This window comes from Primorskyibacter flagellatus, from assembly GCF_900176485.1.
Classification (GTDB): domain Bacteria; phylum Pseudomonadota; class Alphaproteobacteria; order Rhodobacterales; family Rhodobacteraceae; genus Primorskyibacter; species Primorskyibacter flagellatus.
The window spans coordinates 55,764-73,657 of sequence record NZ_FWYD01000013.1; the positions used below are offsets into that span (position 1 = coordinate 55,764).

Consider the following 17,894-nt stretch of genomic DNA (forward strand, 5'->3'; position numbering starts at 1 on the left):
CGGATTATCCTTTCACAGATCCGGCCATCAGCCCGCGAACGAAGTAGCGGCCAGCGACGATATAGACGAGGAGGGTGGGCAGGGCGGCCATGATGGCGCCCGCGAAATGCACGTTGTATTCCTTCACACCCGTCGAGGATTGCACGAGATTGTTCAGCGCCACGGTCATCGGCTGGCTGTCGAAATCCGAGAACGAGGCCCCGAACAGGAAGTCGTTCCAGATATTGGTGAATTGCCAGATGACGCAGACCACGGCGATCGGCCCGGATGAGGGCAGCATGATGCGCCGGAAGATGGTGAAGAACCCCGCGCCGTCGATCATTGCCGCGCGCACCAGTTCGGTCGGGAATTGCTGGTAGTAGTTGCGGAAATACAGCGTCGAAAAGCCGATGCCGTAGACGAGGTGGACAAAGACCAGCCCCGGCACGGTGCCCGCAAGCCCGACAAGGCCCAGCATCCGCGCCATCGGGATCAGCACCATCTGGAACGGGATGAAGCAGCCGAACAGCAGCAGCCCGAAGATGATCGTATCGCCGCGGAACCGCCATTTGGTCAGCACATAGCCATTGAGCGCGCCCAGCACGGTCGAGATCGCAACCGCCGGGACCACCATGACGATGGAGTTCCAGAAAAACGGGCGCAGGCCGGTGGCCTCGACCCCGATCTGTGCCGTCGACCAGGCGCTTTTCCAGGGTGCCAGCGTCCAGACGTCGGGCAGGGCCATCATGCCCCCCGCTTGAATTTCACTAAGCGGTTTGAGCGAGTTGACCACCATCACATAAAGCGGCAGCAGGTAGTACAGGCAGAACAGCGCCAGAAGCGTGTAGATGACAAAGCGCGATCCGGCGCCGGTGCGGACCACGGTTGCGGTTGCATTGCTGGACATCACGACTTCTCCCGCAGTTCGGAGTAGATGTAGGGCACCATGATCGCGGCAATCGCCATCAGCATGATCGTGGCCGAGGCCGCACCGATGCCCATCTGGTTGCGCGTGAACGTGTAGGAATACATGAAGGTGGCGGGGACTTCGGTGGACGTGCCCGGCCCGCCGCCTGTCAGGGCGATGACAAGGTCGTAGGACTTGATCGCCATATGCGCCAGAACCACGAAGGCCGACATGAAGGCGGGGCGCAGTTGCGGAATGACGATCCGGCGGTAAAGCGCGAAATTCGACGCCCCGTCGATCTGGGCGGCTTTCAGCACCTCGTTGTCGATGCCGCGCAGGCCCGCCAGAAACATCGCCATGACAAAGCCCGAGGTTTGCCAGACGGCCGCGATGACGATGGTATAGATCGCCATGTCGCCATCCTTGATCCAGTCGAAGGTGAAGCTTTCCCAGCCCCAACTGCGGATGACCGCCTGCAAACCGATGCCCGGATCAAGGAACCACTTCCACGCGGTCCCGGTGACGATGAACGACAGCGCCATCGGGTAGAGGTAAATGGTGCGGATGAAACCTTCTGCGCGGATTTTCTGATCCAGCAGGATCGCCAAGGCCAGCCCCAGTGCGCAGCAGATCACGATATACAGAGAGCCGAAAATCAACAGGTTGGTGATCGCCGTGTCCCAAGCGCGGATGCGGAACAGTTTGGAATAGTTTTCCCAGCCCACAAGGTCGAAAGAGGGCAGGATGCGGCTGTCGGTGAAGGACAGATAGAAGGTGAAGATGATGAAGCCGTAGACGAAAATCAGAACCATCGCCAGACTTGGACTGAGAACCAGTTTCGGCAACGCTTCACGCAGCCAGTCATTGCCGCCGCGGCGGTTTCGGGCAACCTGTGCCATGGCACGTCTCCAATTGATTGGATGGGAAAGCGCCGAAGCGCTTTCCCGCAGGCACGTCGATTACTTCGAGATATCGACGGCTGTGACCAGTTCCTCTACCGCTGTCGCGGAGTCGAACTCGCCGTTGAAATGCGCGGTAATCACGTCATACATGGCGTTCTTGACCGAGGCCGGGTTGGCATGGCCATGCCCCATCGAGCCAAGAAGGTTGCCGCTGGCATCGGCTGCCTTGAAGTCCTCGTAGGCGCGCTGGCCGCAAGCATCAAGCTCGCTTGCATCCAGATCTGTCCGCGCCGGAACAGAGCCTTTCACCTTGTTGAAGGCGATCTGGAATTCCGGCGACATGATGGCATTGGCCAGTGCGGCCTGCTCGTCCGACACGCCTTCGCCCTGCGAGAACATGGCGAATTGGTCAGAGTTGAAGGTCACCTGATCCTGGCTGCCGGGGAAACGGAAGCAGAGAAAATCCTCGCCGGGGACTTTGCCCGCGTTCAGGAATTCGCCCTTGGCCCAGTCGCCCATCAGCTGGAACGCCGCTTCCTTGTTGATCACCATCGCGGTCGCAAGGTTCCAGTCTCGGCCCGAGAAGTTGTCATCGACAAAGCTGCGCAGCGTGGCCATGCGGTCGAAGACCTCTTTCATCTGATCGGAACCGAGCGCCTCTGCGTCGAGGTCGATCATTGATGCCTGATAGAATTCCGGGCCGCCGACAGCCAGCACGACGCCGTCAAAGAAAGTGGCTTCCTGCCAGGCCTGACCCCCATGCGCGAGTGCCACGTATCCGGCATCCTTGGCCGCCTGAAGGGCCGCGACGAATTCGTTCCATGTCTGCGGCTCTTCCAGGCCAAGTTCGTCCATGATGGCCTTGTTCGCCCAGACCCAGTTGGTGGAATGCACGTTCACCGGGGCCGCGACCCACTGGCCGTCATAGGTCGAGAATTTCTGAAGCGCGGCGGGCACCACATCATTCCATCCGCCTTCTTCGGCGATGTCGTTGAGGTTGGCAAGCGCGCCTTCCTTGGCCCAGTCGGTGATGTCAAAGCCCAGCATCTGCACGGCTGTGGGCGGGTTGCCGGAGGTGACGCGCGCGCGCAGCACGGTCATTGCCTGCGTGCCGCCGCCACCGGCCACCGGCATGTCCTGCCAGCCGATATCCTGACCCGACAGATCGTCCTTCAGCACGTTCAGCGCCGAGGCTTCGCCACCGGATGTCCACCAGTGCAGCACTTCGACATCCGCCGCCTGCGCCATGCCGGCCGTGGCCAGAAACGCTGCGGCAAGTGCCGTTTTTCCACCAAAATATTTATGCATTAGGTAACCTCCCATATTCACTTTTGTTTTCTGACGACCGCCGCGGCGGTGTCAGGCCGTCTTCACCCAAGGTGCCCTGCTGCGTCCGATGCGCATGACCAGTGATTTTACCTCAAGGAATTCTTCAAATCCGTAACGTCCGATCTCTCTCCCTTGTCCCGACTCCTTCATCCCGCCGAACGCAACTTCAGGAAATCCGTCCATCCATGTGTTGGTCCAGACCGTTCCCGCCTGCGCTTTGCGGGCAAAGGCAAGACAGGTGTGGACGTTTTCGCTCCAGACGCCCGCAGACAAACCGTAGGTCGAGTCATTTGTCAGAGCAACAGCTTCGTCGAAATCGCGGAATGTCAGTACGGTCAGGACAGGGCCGAAGACCTCCTCGCGGGCAATTGCCATGTCGGGCGTCACGCCGCGCACAATGGTTGGCTGGTAGAATTGATCGCCCAGCCCCGGCACATTCAGGATGCCGCCGCCCAGGCAGAGTTCGGCCCCCGCGTCGACGGCGTCCTTGACGTAGCCGTCGATCTTGGCCTGATGATCGGCGGTCACGATGGCCCCGACCTGGGTGTCAGGATGCATCGGATTGCCGAACACCACCTTGCGCGACAGGGCGACGACACGGGCTATGAAATCACCCGCGATGTCTTCGTGCACGATGATCCGGCTGGATGAATTGCAGCACTGGCCGACGTTGAAATACACGCCGAAGGTCACGGCATCGGCAGCAGAGTCCAGTTCGGCATCGGCAAAGATCACCTGCGGGTTCTTGCCGCCAAGCTCCAGCGCGACTTTCTTGAGCGTTTCGCCCGCCGATTTGGTGATCGTCTTGCCCACGGCGGTGGACCCGGTGAACGTCACCATGTCCACATCCCGGTGGGTGCTGAGCAGGCTGCCGACCGGCGTCCCGTAGCCCAGCACAATGTTGCAGACGCCGGCAGGCAGACCTGCCTCTTGCAGCATCTCGCCCAGCATGGCGGTGGTCGAGGGGGTCATTTCTGACGGTTTGACCACGCAGGTACATCCGGCGGCCAGCGCGAAGGGCAGTTTCTGGCTGAGGATCCAGAACGGAAAATTCCACGGCGTGATGATCGAGACAACGCCGATTGGCTCCTTGAGGACCATCCCGAGAATATCCTCGCCCAGCGTGTTGTGGCTGTCGCCATGAGACGTGCGGGCCAGCGAGGCCGCATAGCGCCACAGGTCCGCCGCGCCGCCGCATTCGCCGCGCGATTGCGAAATCGGTTTGCCGCTTTCCAGCGTTTCGATCACGGCGAGCCGCTCTTCGTTCTGTTCGATCAGGTCGGCGACCTTGTTCAGAACCGCCGCACGATCCTTGGCCGACAGGCCGCTCCAGCGGCCATCGTCAAATGCGGTGCGGGCGGCGTTGATCGCGGCCTCGGCCTCGGCCTCTGACCCAACTGCGGCCTGACTGACAACAATGCCATGCGAGGGCGAGACGCGGTCCGATTTCCGGCCATCGGCGCTGTCGGTGAAGGTGCCGTTGATGAAATGCCGGGCCTGATAGGGCGTTTGCGGCATGTCGACGGTCTGTTCCGAAAGAATATTGAGATCCAGCATGCGTTATCTTCCCGAGAAGTCTGGTTTGCGTTTGGCGCGAAAGGCGGCCACGCCCTCCGCCCGGTCCTCCGTCGCGGCGATTGCGGCGCTCCCCAAGGCTTCGACCATGGCGGCCCGGTCCTCGTCCTGCGCGGCGTGGATCATCGACTTTGCAATCTCGACCGCGCGGGGCGACAGGGTGATCGCGCGTTCCAGCAGCGTTTCCGCCACCGTGCGAGGATCAGGGTCCACAGCCGCGACAAAGCCGCAGGCCAGCGCACGGTCCGCCTTGATGCGGTTGCCGAACAGCGCCATTTCCTTGACCATCGGTTCCGGCAGCAGACGCAACAGACGTTGCGTGCCTGACCATCCGGGGACGATCCCGACGCCCGCTTCGGGCAGGGCGAGTGCGGCTTTGGGGGCCATCACGCGGATGTCGCAGGCGGCGGCAAGTTCCAGCCCGCCGCCAAAGGCATGGCCTTGCATGGCCGCGACGGTGGGTTTTGACAGGCGCGCCAGCCGGTCGAATATCCGGTGGCCGTCGCGTACCCAGTGGCGGGCAAATTCGGCGGAGCCAAGATCGCCCCATCCGTTGATGTCGGCACCGGTGCAGAAAGCGCGGTCGCCCTCGGCGGTCAGGATTAGGGCGGCAATCGTGGTGTCCCGTTCGATCACCTCAAGATGCGCGGCCAGTTGGTCCAGCATCTGGACAGTAAAGGCGTTCATCTTGGCGGGATTGTCCAAGCGCAGCTCTGCGATTGCGCCGTGTTGGATGAGGTGAACGGTGCTCATTGCCCCCATCCCATCGGCGCATCCGCCAGCAGCGAGAGTGGCAACGTGATCGCATCCCCGGCAAGTGTCACGCGGCCGCCGGACGCTTCGACAATGTCGCGCGCCGGATCAATACCGGGCATGATTTCGGTGGCGACCAGACCGGTTTCGCCAAGGCGCATGACGCAACGCTCTGTGATATAGAGAACCTCTTGTCCCAGCTTGCGGGCGCGGGCACCCGAGAAGGTCACATGTTCGACCGCTTCGACCATCTTGGTGAATTTGCCCGGTGCCTCGACCTTGATGCCTTGGTCGGACAGGGCAATCTGCGCGCCGGCCTCGAACCAGCCCGAGAACACGATTTTCTTCGCGCCAGAGGTGATGTCGACAAAGCCGCCACACCCCGCGGTGAGGTAAGGTTTCTTGCCCAGTTTCGAGACGTTGACATTGCCTTCCACATCCACCTCCAGGAAGGACAGGAAGGACACGTCAAAGCCGCCGCCCTGAAAATAGATGAATTGCTGCGGGGAGGGCACGAAAGCGTCGGCATTCGATGCACAGCCAAAGGCGAAGCCGGTCAGGGGCACGCCGCCCACGGCACCTTGTTCCACCGCCCATGTCACCGCGTCAGGGTGGCCTTCTTCCAGCAGGATGCGCGGCACCATGGCACTGATCCCGAAGCCGAGATTTGCGGTCATGCCCGGCTTCAGCTCCATCGCGGCGCGGCGGGCGATGATCTTCTCGACACCGGGTTCGGCATACGCAAAACTGTCCCAAGGACGCATGACCTGACCGGAAATCGCCGGATCGTAGGGCGTTTCGCAGGTCTGTTTCTGATCGGGGTCGATGACGACCAGATCCACCAGATGCCCCGGCACCCGGACGTCATGCGGACGCAGCGAGCCGCGCTTGGTGACCTGGCTGACCTGCGCGATGACCAACCCGCCGTGATTGCGCACGCAGATCGCCTGTTCCAGCCCGCCCAGATATGCGCCTTCGTGTTCATAGGTCAGGTTGCCGTGTTCATCCGCAGTGGTGGCGCGCAGGATCGCCACGTTCGGCACGATATTGGGGAAGTGCAGCCAGGTGTCGCCATCGAACTCCACGCGCCTGACGATCGGGGCCTCGGCGCCGCGGTCGTTCATCGCACAGCCTTCGCGGACCGGATCGACAAACGTGTCCATCCCCACCTTGGTCAGCACGCCGGGCCGGTTGGCCGCCGCTTCGCGGGTCATGTCGAACAGGATGCCGGAAGGCACGTTATAGGCAGCGACGCGGTTTTCGACCACCATGCGCCAGATCTCTGGCATCGGCTTTGACGACGGGCCGGACGGGTAGGAACCGCCCAGGATACGCGCCAAAAGCCCATCCTTGGCAATATGATCGACGCCTTTCACCCCGTACATGTCGCCCGCAGCAATCGGATGTATGCTGGTCAGGTTTGTCGGGTGGCCTTCGGCGTCGAAACGCGCGCCGAGCGCCTTCAACACCAGATCCGGGCATCCGAGGGCGGAGGAGGACGACACTGTCAGCGTGGCGCCGTCGGGGATTTTAGCGGCGGCATGTTCCGCGCTGGTGACCTTGGTCATGCGATTTCCTCGTATTTCAGCGTCTGGCGTTGGCCAGTACGGGCGGAGGTACGAACGGCCATGGCGACCTGTAGCGATTTTATACCGTCCAGACCCGTGGCCGCAGGCGTGCCATCGCCTGCCACGGCCTCACAGAACCGGCGTACGGATTCGTCGTAGAGGTTGTGGTTGTCGAACGGCACGGGTTTGCGTCCGGCGGCTGTGACCATTTCGATTTCGCCCTCCGGGTCCTGACCCATGACGCCCTTGGCAAAGATCGACCCCTCGGTTCCGTGTATTTCGATGCCCGACCCGGCGAAGGGGTGGGTGAAGCTTTCGTGGCTCATCACCATCGCGCCCGACGGCATGGTCCAGACCGACATTGCCGAATCCTCGACCCCCTTGCCCATACCGGACACGCCCATCTGGGCCGCGACATCCTGTGGGTCTTCGCCGAGGATGAACCGCACGAGGTCGGCGTTATGCACAGTAATATCGGGGATCACCCCGCCGCCTGCGTCCGGATTGTCCAGCCGCCAGCCGCGCAGCCCTTCGGGCAGATGCACGGCATGAAACACGCGCATGGACAGAACCCGACCGATAGCATTGTCGCGGATCAGGGACCGGATCGCCCGGTGGCTTCCGGCGCAGCGCAGATGGTGGTTGGTCGCAAAGACGACACCGGCAGCCTTGGCCGCGCGTACCATCGCAGTTGCGCCCTCAATGGTGGTGGACAAGGGCTTTTCACACAAGACATGCTTGCCGGCGGCAATTGCTGCGATTGCTTGCGACTGGTGTTTTTCGTTCGTGGACGAAATGTAGACAGCGTCAATCGACGGGTCGCGCAACGCCTCATCCAAATCCGACGTGGCACCGGGGATATCGTTCTGTCGCGCATATTCCGCCGCGCGCTCCTGCGAGCCGCTGACAACCCAGGATACCCGACCCGCGCCCTGCGCACGGATGGCGCCTATCATGTAGTCGCGTGCAATGGTGCTTGCGCCGATGAGTACCCAGTTCACGATAGCCTCCCGCATTTTGGAACGTTCCATAAGTTAGTGGAACGTTCCAGTTTTAGTCAAGAGAGAATCTGATGCCACGCTAATCGGGTGCCGCAGGCTTGCGCGAGGCACTGTCGCGCTTGCTCAAGCTGTTTGCGAAGTCAGCCCTATGTGCGCAGGTCTCTGGCAGCGACCAGCAGAGACGCCAACACCATGAGTGAGATCAATCCGAATCCGACTGTGACTGCCACGGCCCATGACGTCATCGCGAGGGTCGCGAAGGTCGCGGCGGTGATAAGGGCAAAGCCGATGGCAGTGCCTATGCGTTGACCGGTTTGCATGATGGCACCCGAACTGCCAGCATAATCCAGCGGCACCTCTTCCAATGTCAGCGTCTGGTTGGGGCTGATGACAAGCCCCTGCGCCACGCCGACCGCACAGAGCGACGCCATAAGCCACCAGACGTCCAGATGACCCGCCTCATGCAGTATGACGACAATCATGCTGAGGGCCAGACCGATCAGGGTCAGGCACAGGCCGAAAACAATCATCTTGTGCCCGTAGCGCGCGACCCTGCTTCCGGCCCAGTGGGCTGTGTACGCGCCAAGAAGTGCTGCGGGTGCGCCGAAAAACCCGGCTTCAAGCGCCGTTCTGCCATCGCCCTCTTGTACATAAAGCGCAACCAGCACCCAAATGCCGGGCAAGCCCATGAAGTAGAATGACATGATCGAAATACCCCTAGTATAACTGTGGAGTTTGAATATCTCGAGATCAACCATCGGGCTGTGACCAAGGCGGACATAGCGCCTTTCCCAAGCCAGCCAGAGCCAGAGCAGAAGCAGTCCGGCTGGCAGCAAGGACCAAAGGGCAGGGGTGTCGCGCGCTTCGACAAAGGGAAACAGGATCGCCAGCACGGCCAGCCCCAAAAGAACCGCACCCACAGGATCAAGCGAACGCAGTCCGGTGCCCACACCGGGAAGGCGCCGGATCAGAGGGCGCGGGAACCACATCAGCCCGAAGATTATCGCGATGACGCCAATCGGTACATTGACCAGAAAGGTCAGTCGCCAGCCGATGTCAGGCCCGCCCAGTTCGATCAGCAGCCCGCCCAATACCGGGCCGATAGCAACGGAAAAGCCGATCGCCGTGCCCAGATAGCCGAAGGCGCGGCCCCGTTCCTCGCCGCGGAAATAATGCTGGATCATGCCAAGCCCCTGAGGGTTGACCAGCCCCGATCCGATCCCTTGCACGAACCGCGCGACATTGAGCCATGTCGCATCGGGTGCCATCCCCGCAGCAATCGATGAAATGGTGAAAATCGCCACGCCGATCAGAAACAATCCGCCACGACCCATGATGTCGCCTGCGCGTCCTGCTGCGACCAGCACCACACCGAAGGTCAGCGCATAGCCCGACAGCACCCATTGCAGATCGGATTGTGACGCCCCTATTCCATGCCCGATGGCCGGCAGCGCGACGTTGACAATGCTCACGCTGATGAGCGTCATGAAGATCGTGACCAGAAGCACGAACAGAACGCGCCAGCGGACCGGGTCGGGCGCGAAGTCGCCTTGGGGTGCCGCGGAATTTGTCCCGTTCGTGTCCAGCTTATCCATCTTGACGACTTTCTGTGGAGGAAGGTGCAGAAGGTCAGCCCTATCAGGATGTGCCGTCAATCTGAAGCAGGTGTTTGTCGTGGGGCAAGTGCGCGACTGGCTTGGCGCGCAAAGCGACCGTAAATGCACCAAGCTGCGACAGATCCGGTCTGTTCACGCCTGTGCGACGATGTGCAGTTCTTGCTGGGCGCGCCAAACTTCGGGTGTGGTCTTGTAGGTGGTTTTGAAAACGCGAATGAAATGGGACACATCCGAGAACCCTGTTTCCTGCGCAATCTGGGTGACGGAACGTTGGGTCCGCTGCAAAAGCCGTTCGGCATGTGCCAGACGTATCCTTTTGCCCGCCTCGAACGGCGTGATCTTGAGGGCGGAATGAAAGTGTCTTTCCAATGTGCGCGGGCTGATTTTCAAGCGTGCCGCCAGGGTCGAAACGGTGGGTGGCGACTCCAGCGACTGTTGCAACAGCAGCAAGGTGCGCCGCACCACCGGGTCGCTTGTCGTAAGATCAAGAGGCAGGCCCGGTTGCGGACGATCTGCTTCCATGGCTTCGTCAATCATCATGATCGACAGGCTTTTGCGTGCCGCACTGCGGCTGATGTGACGCTCGACCAGATAGGCGGCCAGATGCGCGGAACTTGTCCCGCCCGAACACGTCAGCCGATCGCGGTCGACGACGAAAATCTGGTCGGAGACCGGCACCAATCCGTCAAACTGTTCCAGAAAGTCATTGTGATGGAACCAGCTGACGCAACAGCGGTATCCCTCCAACAGGCCCGCACCATGAAGAACGAAAGATCCGGTGCAGACCCCGACCAGCGGGATACGCGCGCCGGCGGCGCGGTGCAGGAAGGCCGAATAGGCTGGTTCAAGCTGCTCCAGCTCTCCCATAAGGCCACCGATGACCACGATATAGTCAAAGCGCGTCGGATCACCCAGACGTTCGTCAGGCTGCACGCTGACCCCGCTTGATGATTTGACGGGATTCATGTCGGCGGAGAGCACGCGCCAGTTGCACAGGATCGGGCGGGAACGATCGCCCTCGTCCGAGGCCAGCCGCAGAACATCGACAAAATTGGCAAAGGCGCAGATCGTGAACCGCCGCGTCAGGATAAAGCCCACGCGCAGGCGGGCACGGTCTGTTCGGGCTGTGGATTCGGGTTTTGGCATGGCGATATATTAACGCAAGGATGACGTAATTATACAGTCTTGTATCGGGCGAGTGTGCAAATCTTCACAAGGTTCAAATTTGTCCGCTCGGAAAGACTGCACCATGACCCATTTCTCTGCGATGTCGCTTCTCAAGAACGCAATATCGGGCCACAAGAACTGGCCCGAGCAATGGCCCGACAAGCAGCCCAAAGATGAGTATGACGTGATCATCGTTGGTGCGGGCGGGCACGGTCTGGGTGCAGCTTACTATCTGGCCAAGGAGCACGGCATCACCAATGTCGCGGTGATCGAGAAGGGCTGGCTGGGCGGTGGCAATACGGGCCGGAACACGACGATCATCCGGTCGAACTACCTCTATGACGAAAGCGCGCGGCTGTTCGATCATGCGCTTGATCTGTGGGAGAACCTGAGCACCGAGTTGAACTACAACGTCATGTATTCCAAGCGCGGCGTGATGATGCTGGCGCATAACGTGCATGACGTGCAGTCCTTCCAGCGCCATATCCACGCCAACCGTCTGAACGACGTCGACAACCGCTGGCTGACCCCGAAAGAGGCAAAGGCCTTTTGCCCGCCGCTGAACATCTCGCCCGATGCGCGCTATCCCGTGATGGGTGCCGCCTTGCAGCAGCGCGCTGGCACCGCGCGCCATGATGCCGTGGCCTGGGGCTATGCCCGTGCCGCCGCCAAACGCGGTGTCGATATCATCCAGAATTGCCCGGTGATCTCGATCCGGCGCGGGGCGGATGGTGCCGTCGAAGGCGTCGAGACCGGGAAGGGTTTTATCAAGGCCAGGAAGGTCGCGGTGTCCGCCGCCGGTCACACCAGCGTCGTGATGGACAGCGCAGGCGTGCGTATGCCACTGGAAAGCTATCCGCTTCAGGCGCTGGTATCCGAGCCGATAAAGCCGGTCTTTCCCTGCGTCGTGATGTCGAACACCGTGCACGCCTATATCAGCCAGTCCGACAAGGGCGAATTGGTCATCGGGTCGGGCACCGACCAATATACCAGCTATTCGCAGCGCGGCGGTCTACCACTGATCGAACATACCGTGGCGGCCATCTGCGAGGTGTTCCCGATCTTCAACCGCATGCGGATGCTGCGCAAATGGGGCGGCATCGTCGATGTGACGCCGGACCGGTCGGCCATTCTGGGCAAGACGCCGGTCAGGGGGCTTTACGTCAATTGCGGCTGGGGAACGGGTGGTTTCAAGGCGACGCCGGGCGCGGCGCATACGCTGGCCTGGACCGTGGCCAAGGACGAACCGCATCCGATCAACGCGCCCTTCACGCTGGAACGCTTCACCACCGGCCGTCTGATTGACGAAGCCGCCGCCGCCGCCGTGGCGCATTAAGGGAGACCAATATGCTTTTGATACAATGCCCCTATTGCGACGACGCGCTGCCCGAGCTGGAATTTGCCTATGCGGGCGAGGCGCATATCGACCGCCCCCAAGACCCCTCGGCGCTGAGCGACGAGGAATGGCGCGACTTCCTGTTCATCCGCAGCAACGTCAAGGGCGTCCATGCCGAACGCTGGCGGCATATCAACGGATGCGGGCGGTTCTTCAACGCGCTGCGCGACACGGTCAGCGACCGTTTCGTGACCTCCTACAAGGCAGGCGAGCCACGCCCCGACACCTCCGGCAAGGAACCCGCACAATGACCGATTTTCGTGTAGAAGGCCGGGGCCGCGTCAACCGCGCCAAGCCGGTGAGCTTTACCTTTGACGGCGAGACCTATCGGGGCTTTGAAGGCGATACCGTCGCCTCGGCCCTGCTGGCCAATGGCGTGCATCTCATGGGGCGCAGCTTCAAGTATCACCGCCCGCGCGGCGTGGTCACGGCAGGCTCTGACGAGCCGAATGCGCTGGTCGGCACGACACGGGGCAAGGGCCGGTTCGAGCCGAACACCCGCGCCACCATCCAGGAAATCTATCCCGGTCTGACGACCGAAAGCCAGAACAAATGGCCCAGCCTCAAATTCGATCTGGGGGCAATCAACGACCGCCTCTACATGCTGTTTTCGGCGGGCTTCTACTACAAGACCTTCATGTGGCCGCGCAGTTTCTGGGACAGCGTATACGAGCCGCTGATCCGCAAGGCCGCCGGACTGGGCAAGGCTCCGACCGAGGTGGATCCCGATCACTATGCCAGCCGCTATCTGCATTGCGATGTGCTGGTCATCGGCTCCGGTCCGTCGGGTATTGCCGCGGCGCTGACCGCCGGGCGGGCCGGTTCCAAAGTGGTGCTGGTGGACGAGACCGCCGAAATGGGCGGCACGCTTTTGTCCGAACCTTCGGTGTCGATTGATGGCCGGCCCGCGTGGGACTGGCTGGCGGGCGCGATGGCAGAGCTTGACGCCATGCCCAATGTCCGCCGCATGACGCGCACCACGGCGACGGGGTATTACCATCAGAACATGATCGGCATGGTGCAAAAGCTGACCGATCACATGGGCGACGTGCCCGAAGGTGCCCCGCGCGAACGCATGTGGCGGGTGCGCGCCAAAGAGGTGGTGCTGGCCCAGGGGGCCATTGAACGGCCGATGGTGTTCGACGGCAATGATTGTCCCGGCGTGATGCTGGCGGGGGCGGCGCAGACTTTCCTCAACCGCTTTGGGGTGCTGGTGGGCAAGCAGCCCGTGGTGCTGACCAGCCATGACAGCGCGTGGTACAGCGCCTTCGACATGGCGGACGCCGGCGCAAAGGTCGTGGCGATTGTCGATACCCGCGAGTCCGTGCCGCAAGCCTTGCAGAACGACGCCCGCGCGCGCGGCATCCCGATCCATCTGGGCCATACCGCCACGGCCACCAAGGGGCGTCTTCGGGTCGCAGCGCTGCGGATCAATCCGGTTCACAACGGCAAGGTCGGCGCTGAAAAGATGCTGTCCTGCGACGCGGTTCTGGTCTGCGGTGGCTGGACGCCGTCGCTGCATCTGTTCTCGCATACCAAGGGATCTTTGGATTGGGACGCAGAGGCCAAGGCCTATCTGCCCGGCCACAAGACCGAAGACGTGCATATCGCAGGCGCAGGACGCGGCCTTTGGGGCATTGCCGCCGCACTTGAGGACGGCACCAAGGCGGGCGCGGATGCCGTCCGGTCGCTGGGTGGCTCTGCCGGAGCGGCGACGTTCGAGGTCGCCGATGACCGCACAGGGTCCGGGATCACGCAGAAGGAACTGCCCACCGACCGCAGCCCCGGCAAGGCCAAGGCTTTCGTCGATTTCCAGAACGATGTGACCGCCAAGGACATCCGGCTGGCCGTGCGCGAGGGCATGAAATCTATCGAGCATGTCAAGCGCTACACCACCAACGGCATGGCAACCGACCAAGGCAAGCTTTCCAATATGAACGGTTTGACCATTGCCGCCGATGCGCTGGGGAAAGAGGCACCCCAGGTTGGTCTGACGACCTTCCGCCCGCCCTATACGCCGACCACATTCGGGGCCTTTGCGGGCTATCACAAGGGCGCACATTTCGAGGTCACGCGCAAGACGCCGATCGACGACTGGGCCGAGGAAAACGGCGCAGAGTATGAACCGGTCGCGCTGTGGCGGCGGGCCTGGTACTTTCCGCAAGCGGGCGAGGATATGCACAAGGCCGTCGCGCGCGAGTGCAAGGCCACACGCGAAAGCGTGGGCATTTTCGACGCGTCCACCCTGGGCAAGATCGAAGTGTCCGGCCCCGATGCGACCGAGTTCATGAACCGCATGTACACAAACCCCTGGACCAAGCTGGGCGTCGGCCGTGCGCGCTATGGCCTGCTTCTGGGCGAGGACGGGTTCATCCGCGACGATGGCGTGATTGGCCGGATGCGCGATGATCTATTTCATGTCACCACGACGACCGGCGGTGCCGCGCGGGTTCTGAACATGATGGAGGATTACCTTCAGACCGAATGGCCCGATCTCAGGGTCTGGCTGACCTCGACCACCGAGGAATGGGCCACCATTGCCCTGAACGGCCCCAACGCGCGCAAGCTGTTGCAACCTTTCGTCGAAGGCGCGGACATCTCCGCCGATGCCATGCCGCATATGTCGGTGGTGGAATGCACGGTCGCGGGCTTTCCGTCACGGCTCTTCCGGATCAGCTTTACCGGCGAATTGGGGTTCGAGATCAACGTGCCCGCCCGCCATGGCAGGGTGCTTTGGGAAAAGCTGTGGGACGCCGGTCAGCAATACGACATCTGCCCCTATGGCACCGAAACCATGCACGTCTTGCGGGCCGAAAAGGGCTTTATCATCGTGGGTCAGGACACCGACGGCACCGTGACGCCCGAAGATGCGGGCATCGGCTGGGCCATCGGCAAGAAGAAGATCGACTTTGTCGGCAAACGCTCGCTTGACCGGCCTGACATCGTGGCGAAGGGGCGCAAGCAGCTGGTGGGTCTTCTGACGGACGATCCCAAGACCGTGCTGACCGAAGGCGCGCAGATCGTCGCCGATCCGAACCAGCCCAAGCCGATGAAGATGATCGGGCATGTAACCTCGTCCTACTGGTCGGAGGTGCTGGGCCGTTCCATCGCGATGGCGCTGGTCGAAGGTGGTTTTGACCGGATGGACGACAGGTTGCACATCCCCACGGAAACGGGTGGCACGGTGACGGCCAAGGTGACCGGAACGCAGTTTTATGATCCCGCAGGCGAACGCCTGAAGGTCGAATAAGGAGGACGATCCGATGAATGCTCCTGTGACATCCTTTGACGCGGTATCCGTCGCGGTGCTGCCGCCGGTGGCGCGGTTCAACCTGCGCATCGCGCCCGCCGATCTGGCGGTTGCCTCCAGAATATTTGGCCTGACCCTTCCGGCGAAGATCGGGGAGGGCGCGCGGAATGGCGATCGCGCGGCCTATTGCATCGGCCCGGACGAATGGCTGCTGCATGCGGCTGAGGTCGATCAGTCCGCCATCATGTCCGGTTTCGATACCGCCCGCGCCGAAACCCCGCACAGTATAACGGTGCTGTCCGACCGGGAAATCATCATCGGAATCACAGGACCGGCGGCGATTGACCTGCTATCGACCTGCTGCCCGCTGGACCTGTCGCGCATGGCCGTGGGGCACGCGAAACGCACGGTCTTTGACTATGCACAGGTGGTGCTGATCCGTGACGGTGACGACGCGTTCCGCCTTGAGGTCTGGCGGTCCTTCTTCCCGCATGTGCACGGCCTGCTTGAAATCGGCGTGCGCGAATTGGCTATCGGTCTTTAACGCCCGACCTCAACCGTAGAATTGACGCGCCCTGACAAAGGGCGCGACCCCTTCCTTATGTCTGAAAGGACCCTTCACATGCTCGATTCCGCTAAAACCACCTGCATCACCGATACTGCCATTGCTGATGCCGTCAGCCATGAACTTGACCGCCAGCAGAACCAGATCGAGTTGATTGCATCGGAAAATATCGTAAGTGTCGATGTGTTGAAGGCGCAAGGATCGGTGCTGACGAACAAATATGCCGAAGGCTATCCGGGCAAGCGCTACTATGGCGGCTGTGAACATGTCGATACGGTCGAGCAGATCGCCATTGACCGCGCGCGAGAGCTGTTCGGCGCGGGCTTTGCCAACGTGCAACCGCATTCCGGCGCACAGGCCAACCAAGCGGTGTTTTTGGCGCTGCTTCAACCGGGCGACCGCATCATGGGGCTCGACCTAGCGCATGGCGGGCACCTGACGCATGGCTCGCCCGTCACCATGTCGGGCAAATGGTTCGATGTGGTCAGCTATGAGGTTTCCAGGGACGATCACCTGATAGACATGGCCAATGTGCGCAAGACCGCGTTGGAGACAGAGCCCAAACTGATCGTGGCAGGCGCTTCTGCCTATCCGCGCCATATGGATTTTGCTGCGTTCCGCGAGATCGCGGACGAGGTGGGTGCCTATCTTATGGTCGACATGGCGCATTACGCAGGGCTGATCGCGGCGGGCGAATATCCCGATCCGTTGCCGCACGCCCATGTCGTGACCACCACCACCCACAAGACGCTGCGCGGCCCGCGCGGTGGCATGATCCTCACCAATGACGAGGCGCTGGCCAAGAAGTTCAATTCCGCCGTGTTCCCCGGAAATCAGGGCGGCCCGCTGATGCATGTCATCGCGGCCAAGGCCGTGGCCTTCGGCGAGGCGCTGGAGCCTTCGTTCAAGCAATACGCCAGGGACGTGATCGCCAATGCGCGCGCGCTGTCCGAGGTACTGGTTGCGGGCGGTCTGGGCGTCGTGTCCGGCGGCACCGATTGCCACATGGTTCTGGTCGATCTGCGCCCCAAGGGTGTGACCGGCAAGGCGGCAGAAATTGCACTGGAGCGGGCAGGGCTGACCTGCAACAAGAACGCTATCCCCTTCGATCCTGAAAAGCCGTTTGTTACCTCCGGCGTGCGTCTTGGCACCTCCGCAGGCACAACGCGTGGCTTTGGTGAAGTGGAGTTCCGCAAGGTCGGCGAGTTGATCCTGAAGGTGATCGACGCACTTGCAGACAATCCCGAAGGCGATGCGGCGGTCGAGGCGGCTGTGCTGGATGACGTTCGTGCGCTGTGTGCCGCGCATCCGATCTACGCCAACGACGCGTAACCCGAAATTTCTGTCCGTCTTCGCCACTTTCAAGCCCGGTGTCGGCCGTCATCGTTGCACACGGTGACGGCTGCGGCGCGGTTGGTCCCCGGCGGTGCGGGCTATTCTGTTCTAGCATGAGAAGAGTGATGTGATCTGGGGGCCGGGTGACAACATGGCCGTCAGCAATTGCCACAGTCATTGACCTGACGACTCTGGGGCGACACCTGCCGCGCCGGTGTCGACTGTGATTGGTCTGCCTTTTCCTCGATCTTTCCGCAACGGCTTGATATTGCGATGAGCGTGACAAACGACGCAGCCGACACTTTTACCCTTCGAGCGGGTTGATAGCGGTTTTTTGGAGCGTCGTGGTCACGGAACGCTTTGCCTCGAAAAATTGCGTTCTAATTTTAATGGTTCTGGCGCGCGGTTTGTGAAGCTGCCACCTAACCTTATGTATCTATAATAACTTTTTGGATAGTCGGATATGACGATTTTATGAATAAATCCTCGTTATAGCTGCCCAGACTCGCAGAATGTGAAGCCAAAACATGTTGACCTAAAGGAAAATTAGT

The 17,894-nt window shown here is 61.4% G+C and carries 14 protein-coding genes; 5 read left to right on the top strand and 9 right to left on the bottom strand.

Translation table 11 applies throughout. The features are described from left to right. Positions 1-4: 4 nt before the first annotated feature. From B8991_RS14495 to B8991_RS14535, 9 genes are all read right to left on the bottom strand, one after another. A complete protein-coding gene (locus tag B8991_RS14495; protein ID WP_084353711.1) occupies positions 5-886 on the bottom strand; it encodes a carbohydrate ABC transporter permease in 882 nt (293 codons plus the stop codon). Then, positions 886-1,785, bottom strand: a complete 900-nt coding sequence (locus B8991_RS14500) for a carbohydrate ABC transporter permease (protein ID WP_084353712.1) — start codon at positions 1,783-1,785, stop codon at positions 886-888. Before B8991_RS14500 ends, B8991_RS14495 begins: the two co-directional genes overlap by 1 nt. A gap of 60 nt (positions 1,786-1,845) precedes the next feature. After that, on the bottom strand, positions 1,846-3,096 hold the full coding sequence (locus B8991_RS14505; RefSeq protein ID WP_084353713.1) for an ABC transporter substrate-binding protein: 1,251 nt from the start codon (positions 3,094-3,096) through the stop codon (positions 1,846-1,848). A 51-nt stretch (positions 3,097-3,147) separates the two neighbouring features. After that, positions 3,148-4,674, bottom strand: a complete 1,527-nt coding sequence (locus B8991_RS14510) for an aldehyde dehydrogenase family protein (RefSeq protein WP_084353714.1) — start codon at positions 4,672-4,674, stop codon at positions 3,148-3,150. A gap of 3 nt (positions 4,675-4,677) precedes the next feature. Continuing rightward, positions 4,678-5,445 carry an enoyl-CoA hydratase/isomerase family protein gene (locus B8991_RS14515; RefSeq protein ID WP_084353715.1) on the bottom strand — a complete coding sequence of 256 codons (768 nt, stop codon included), beginning with the start codon at positions 5,443-5,445 and terminating at the stop codon, positions 4,678-4,680. Further along, positions 5,442-7,013: an acyl CoA:acetate/3-ketoacid CoA transferase gene (locus B8991_RS14520; protein ID WP_084353716.1), complete on the bottom strand. Its 1,572-nt coding sequence runs from the start codon at positions 7,011-7,013 to the stop codon at positions 5,442-5,444. The genes B8991_RS14515 and B8991_RS14520 overlap by 4 nt, the downstream gene beginning before the upstream one ends. Continuing rightward, entirely contained in the window at positions 7,010-8,029 is a 1,020-nt protein-coding gene (locus B8991_RS14525) for a Gfo/Idh/MocA family protein (RefSeq protein ID WP_084353744.1), read from the bottom strand. The genes B8991_RS14520 and B8991_RS14525 overlap by 4 nt, the downstream gene beginning before the upstream one ends. A gap of 131 nt (positions 8,030-8,160) precedes the next feature. Then, a complete protein-coding gene (locus B8991_RS14530) occupies positions 8,161-9,609 on the bottom strand; it encodes an MFS transporter (RefSeq protein WP_084353717.1) in 1,449 nt (482 codons plus the stop codon). A gap of 153 nt (positions 9,610-9,762) precedes the next feature. Continuing rightward, positions 9,763-10,776, bottom strand: a complete 1,014-nt coding sequence (locus tag B8991_RS14535; protein WP_084353718.1) for a GlxA family transcriptional regulator — start codon at positions 10,774-10,776, stop codon at positions 9,763-9,765. 103 nt (positions 10,777-10,879) lie between these two features. Between B8991_RS14535 and B8991_RS14540 the strand changes: the two genes are divergently transcribed. The 5 genes from B8991_RS14540 to glyA all read left to right on the top strand — a co-directional run bounded on the left by B8991_RS14540 (position 10,880) and on the right by glyA (position 17,340). Further along, positions 10,880-12,133, top strand: a complete 1,254-nt coding sequence (locus B8991_RS14540; protein ID WP_084353719.1) for a sarcosine oxidase subunit beta family protein — start codon at positions 10,880-10,882, stop codon at positions 12,131-12,133. Between the two features lie 11 nt (positions 12,134-12,144). Then, entirely contained in the window at positions 12,145-12,444 is a 300-nt protein-coding gene (locus tag B8991_RS14545) for a sarcosine oxidase subunit delta (RefSeq protein ID WP_084353720.1), read from the top strand. Further along, positions 12,441-15,443: a sarcosine oxidase subunit alpha gene (locus B8991_RS14550; protein WP_084353721.1), complete on the top strand. Its 3,003-nt coding sequence runs from the start codon at positions 12,441-12,443 to the stop codon at positions 15,441-15,443. The genes B8991_RS14545 and B8991_RS14550 overlap by 4 nt, the downstream gene beginning before the upstream one ends. Positions 15,444-15,456: 13 nt before the next feature. Then, complete coding sequence (locus B8991_RS14555; RefSeq protein ID WP_084353722.1) at positions 15,457-15,987, top strand: sarcosine oxidase subunit gamma; 531 nt, start codon at positions 15,457-15,459, stop codon at positions 15,985-15,987. A 78-nt stretch (positions 15,988-16,065) separates the two neighbouring features. Next, positions 16,066-17,340, top strand: coding sequence for a serine hydroxymethyltransferase (gene glyA / locus B8991_RS14560; RefSeq protein ID WP_084353723.1), 1,275 nt, complete (start codon positions 16,066-16,068; stop codon positions 17,338-17,340). Positions 17,341-17,894: the final 554 nt, after the last annotated feature.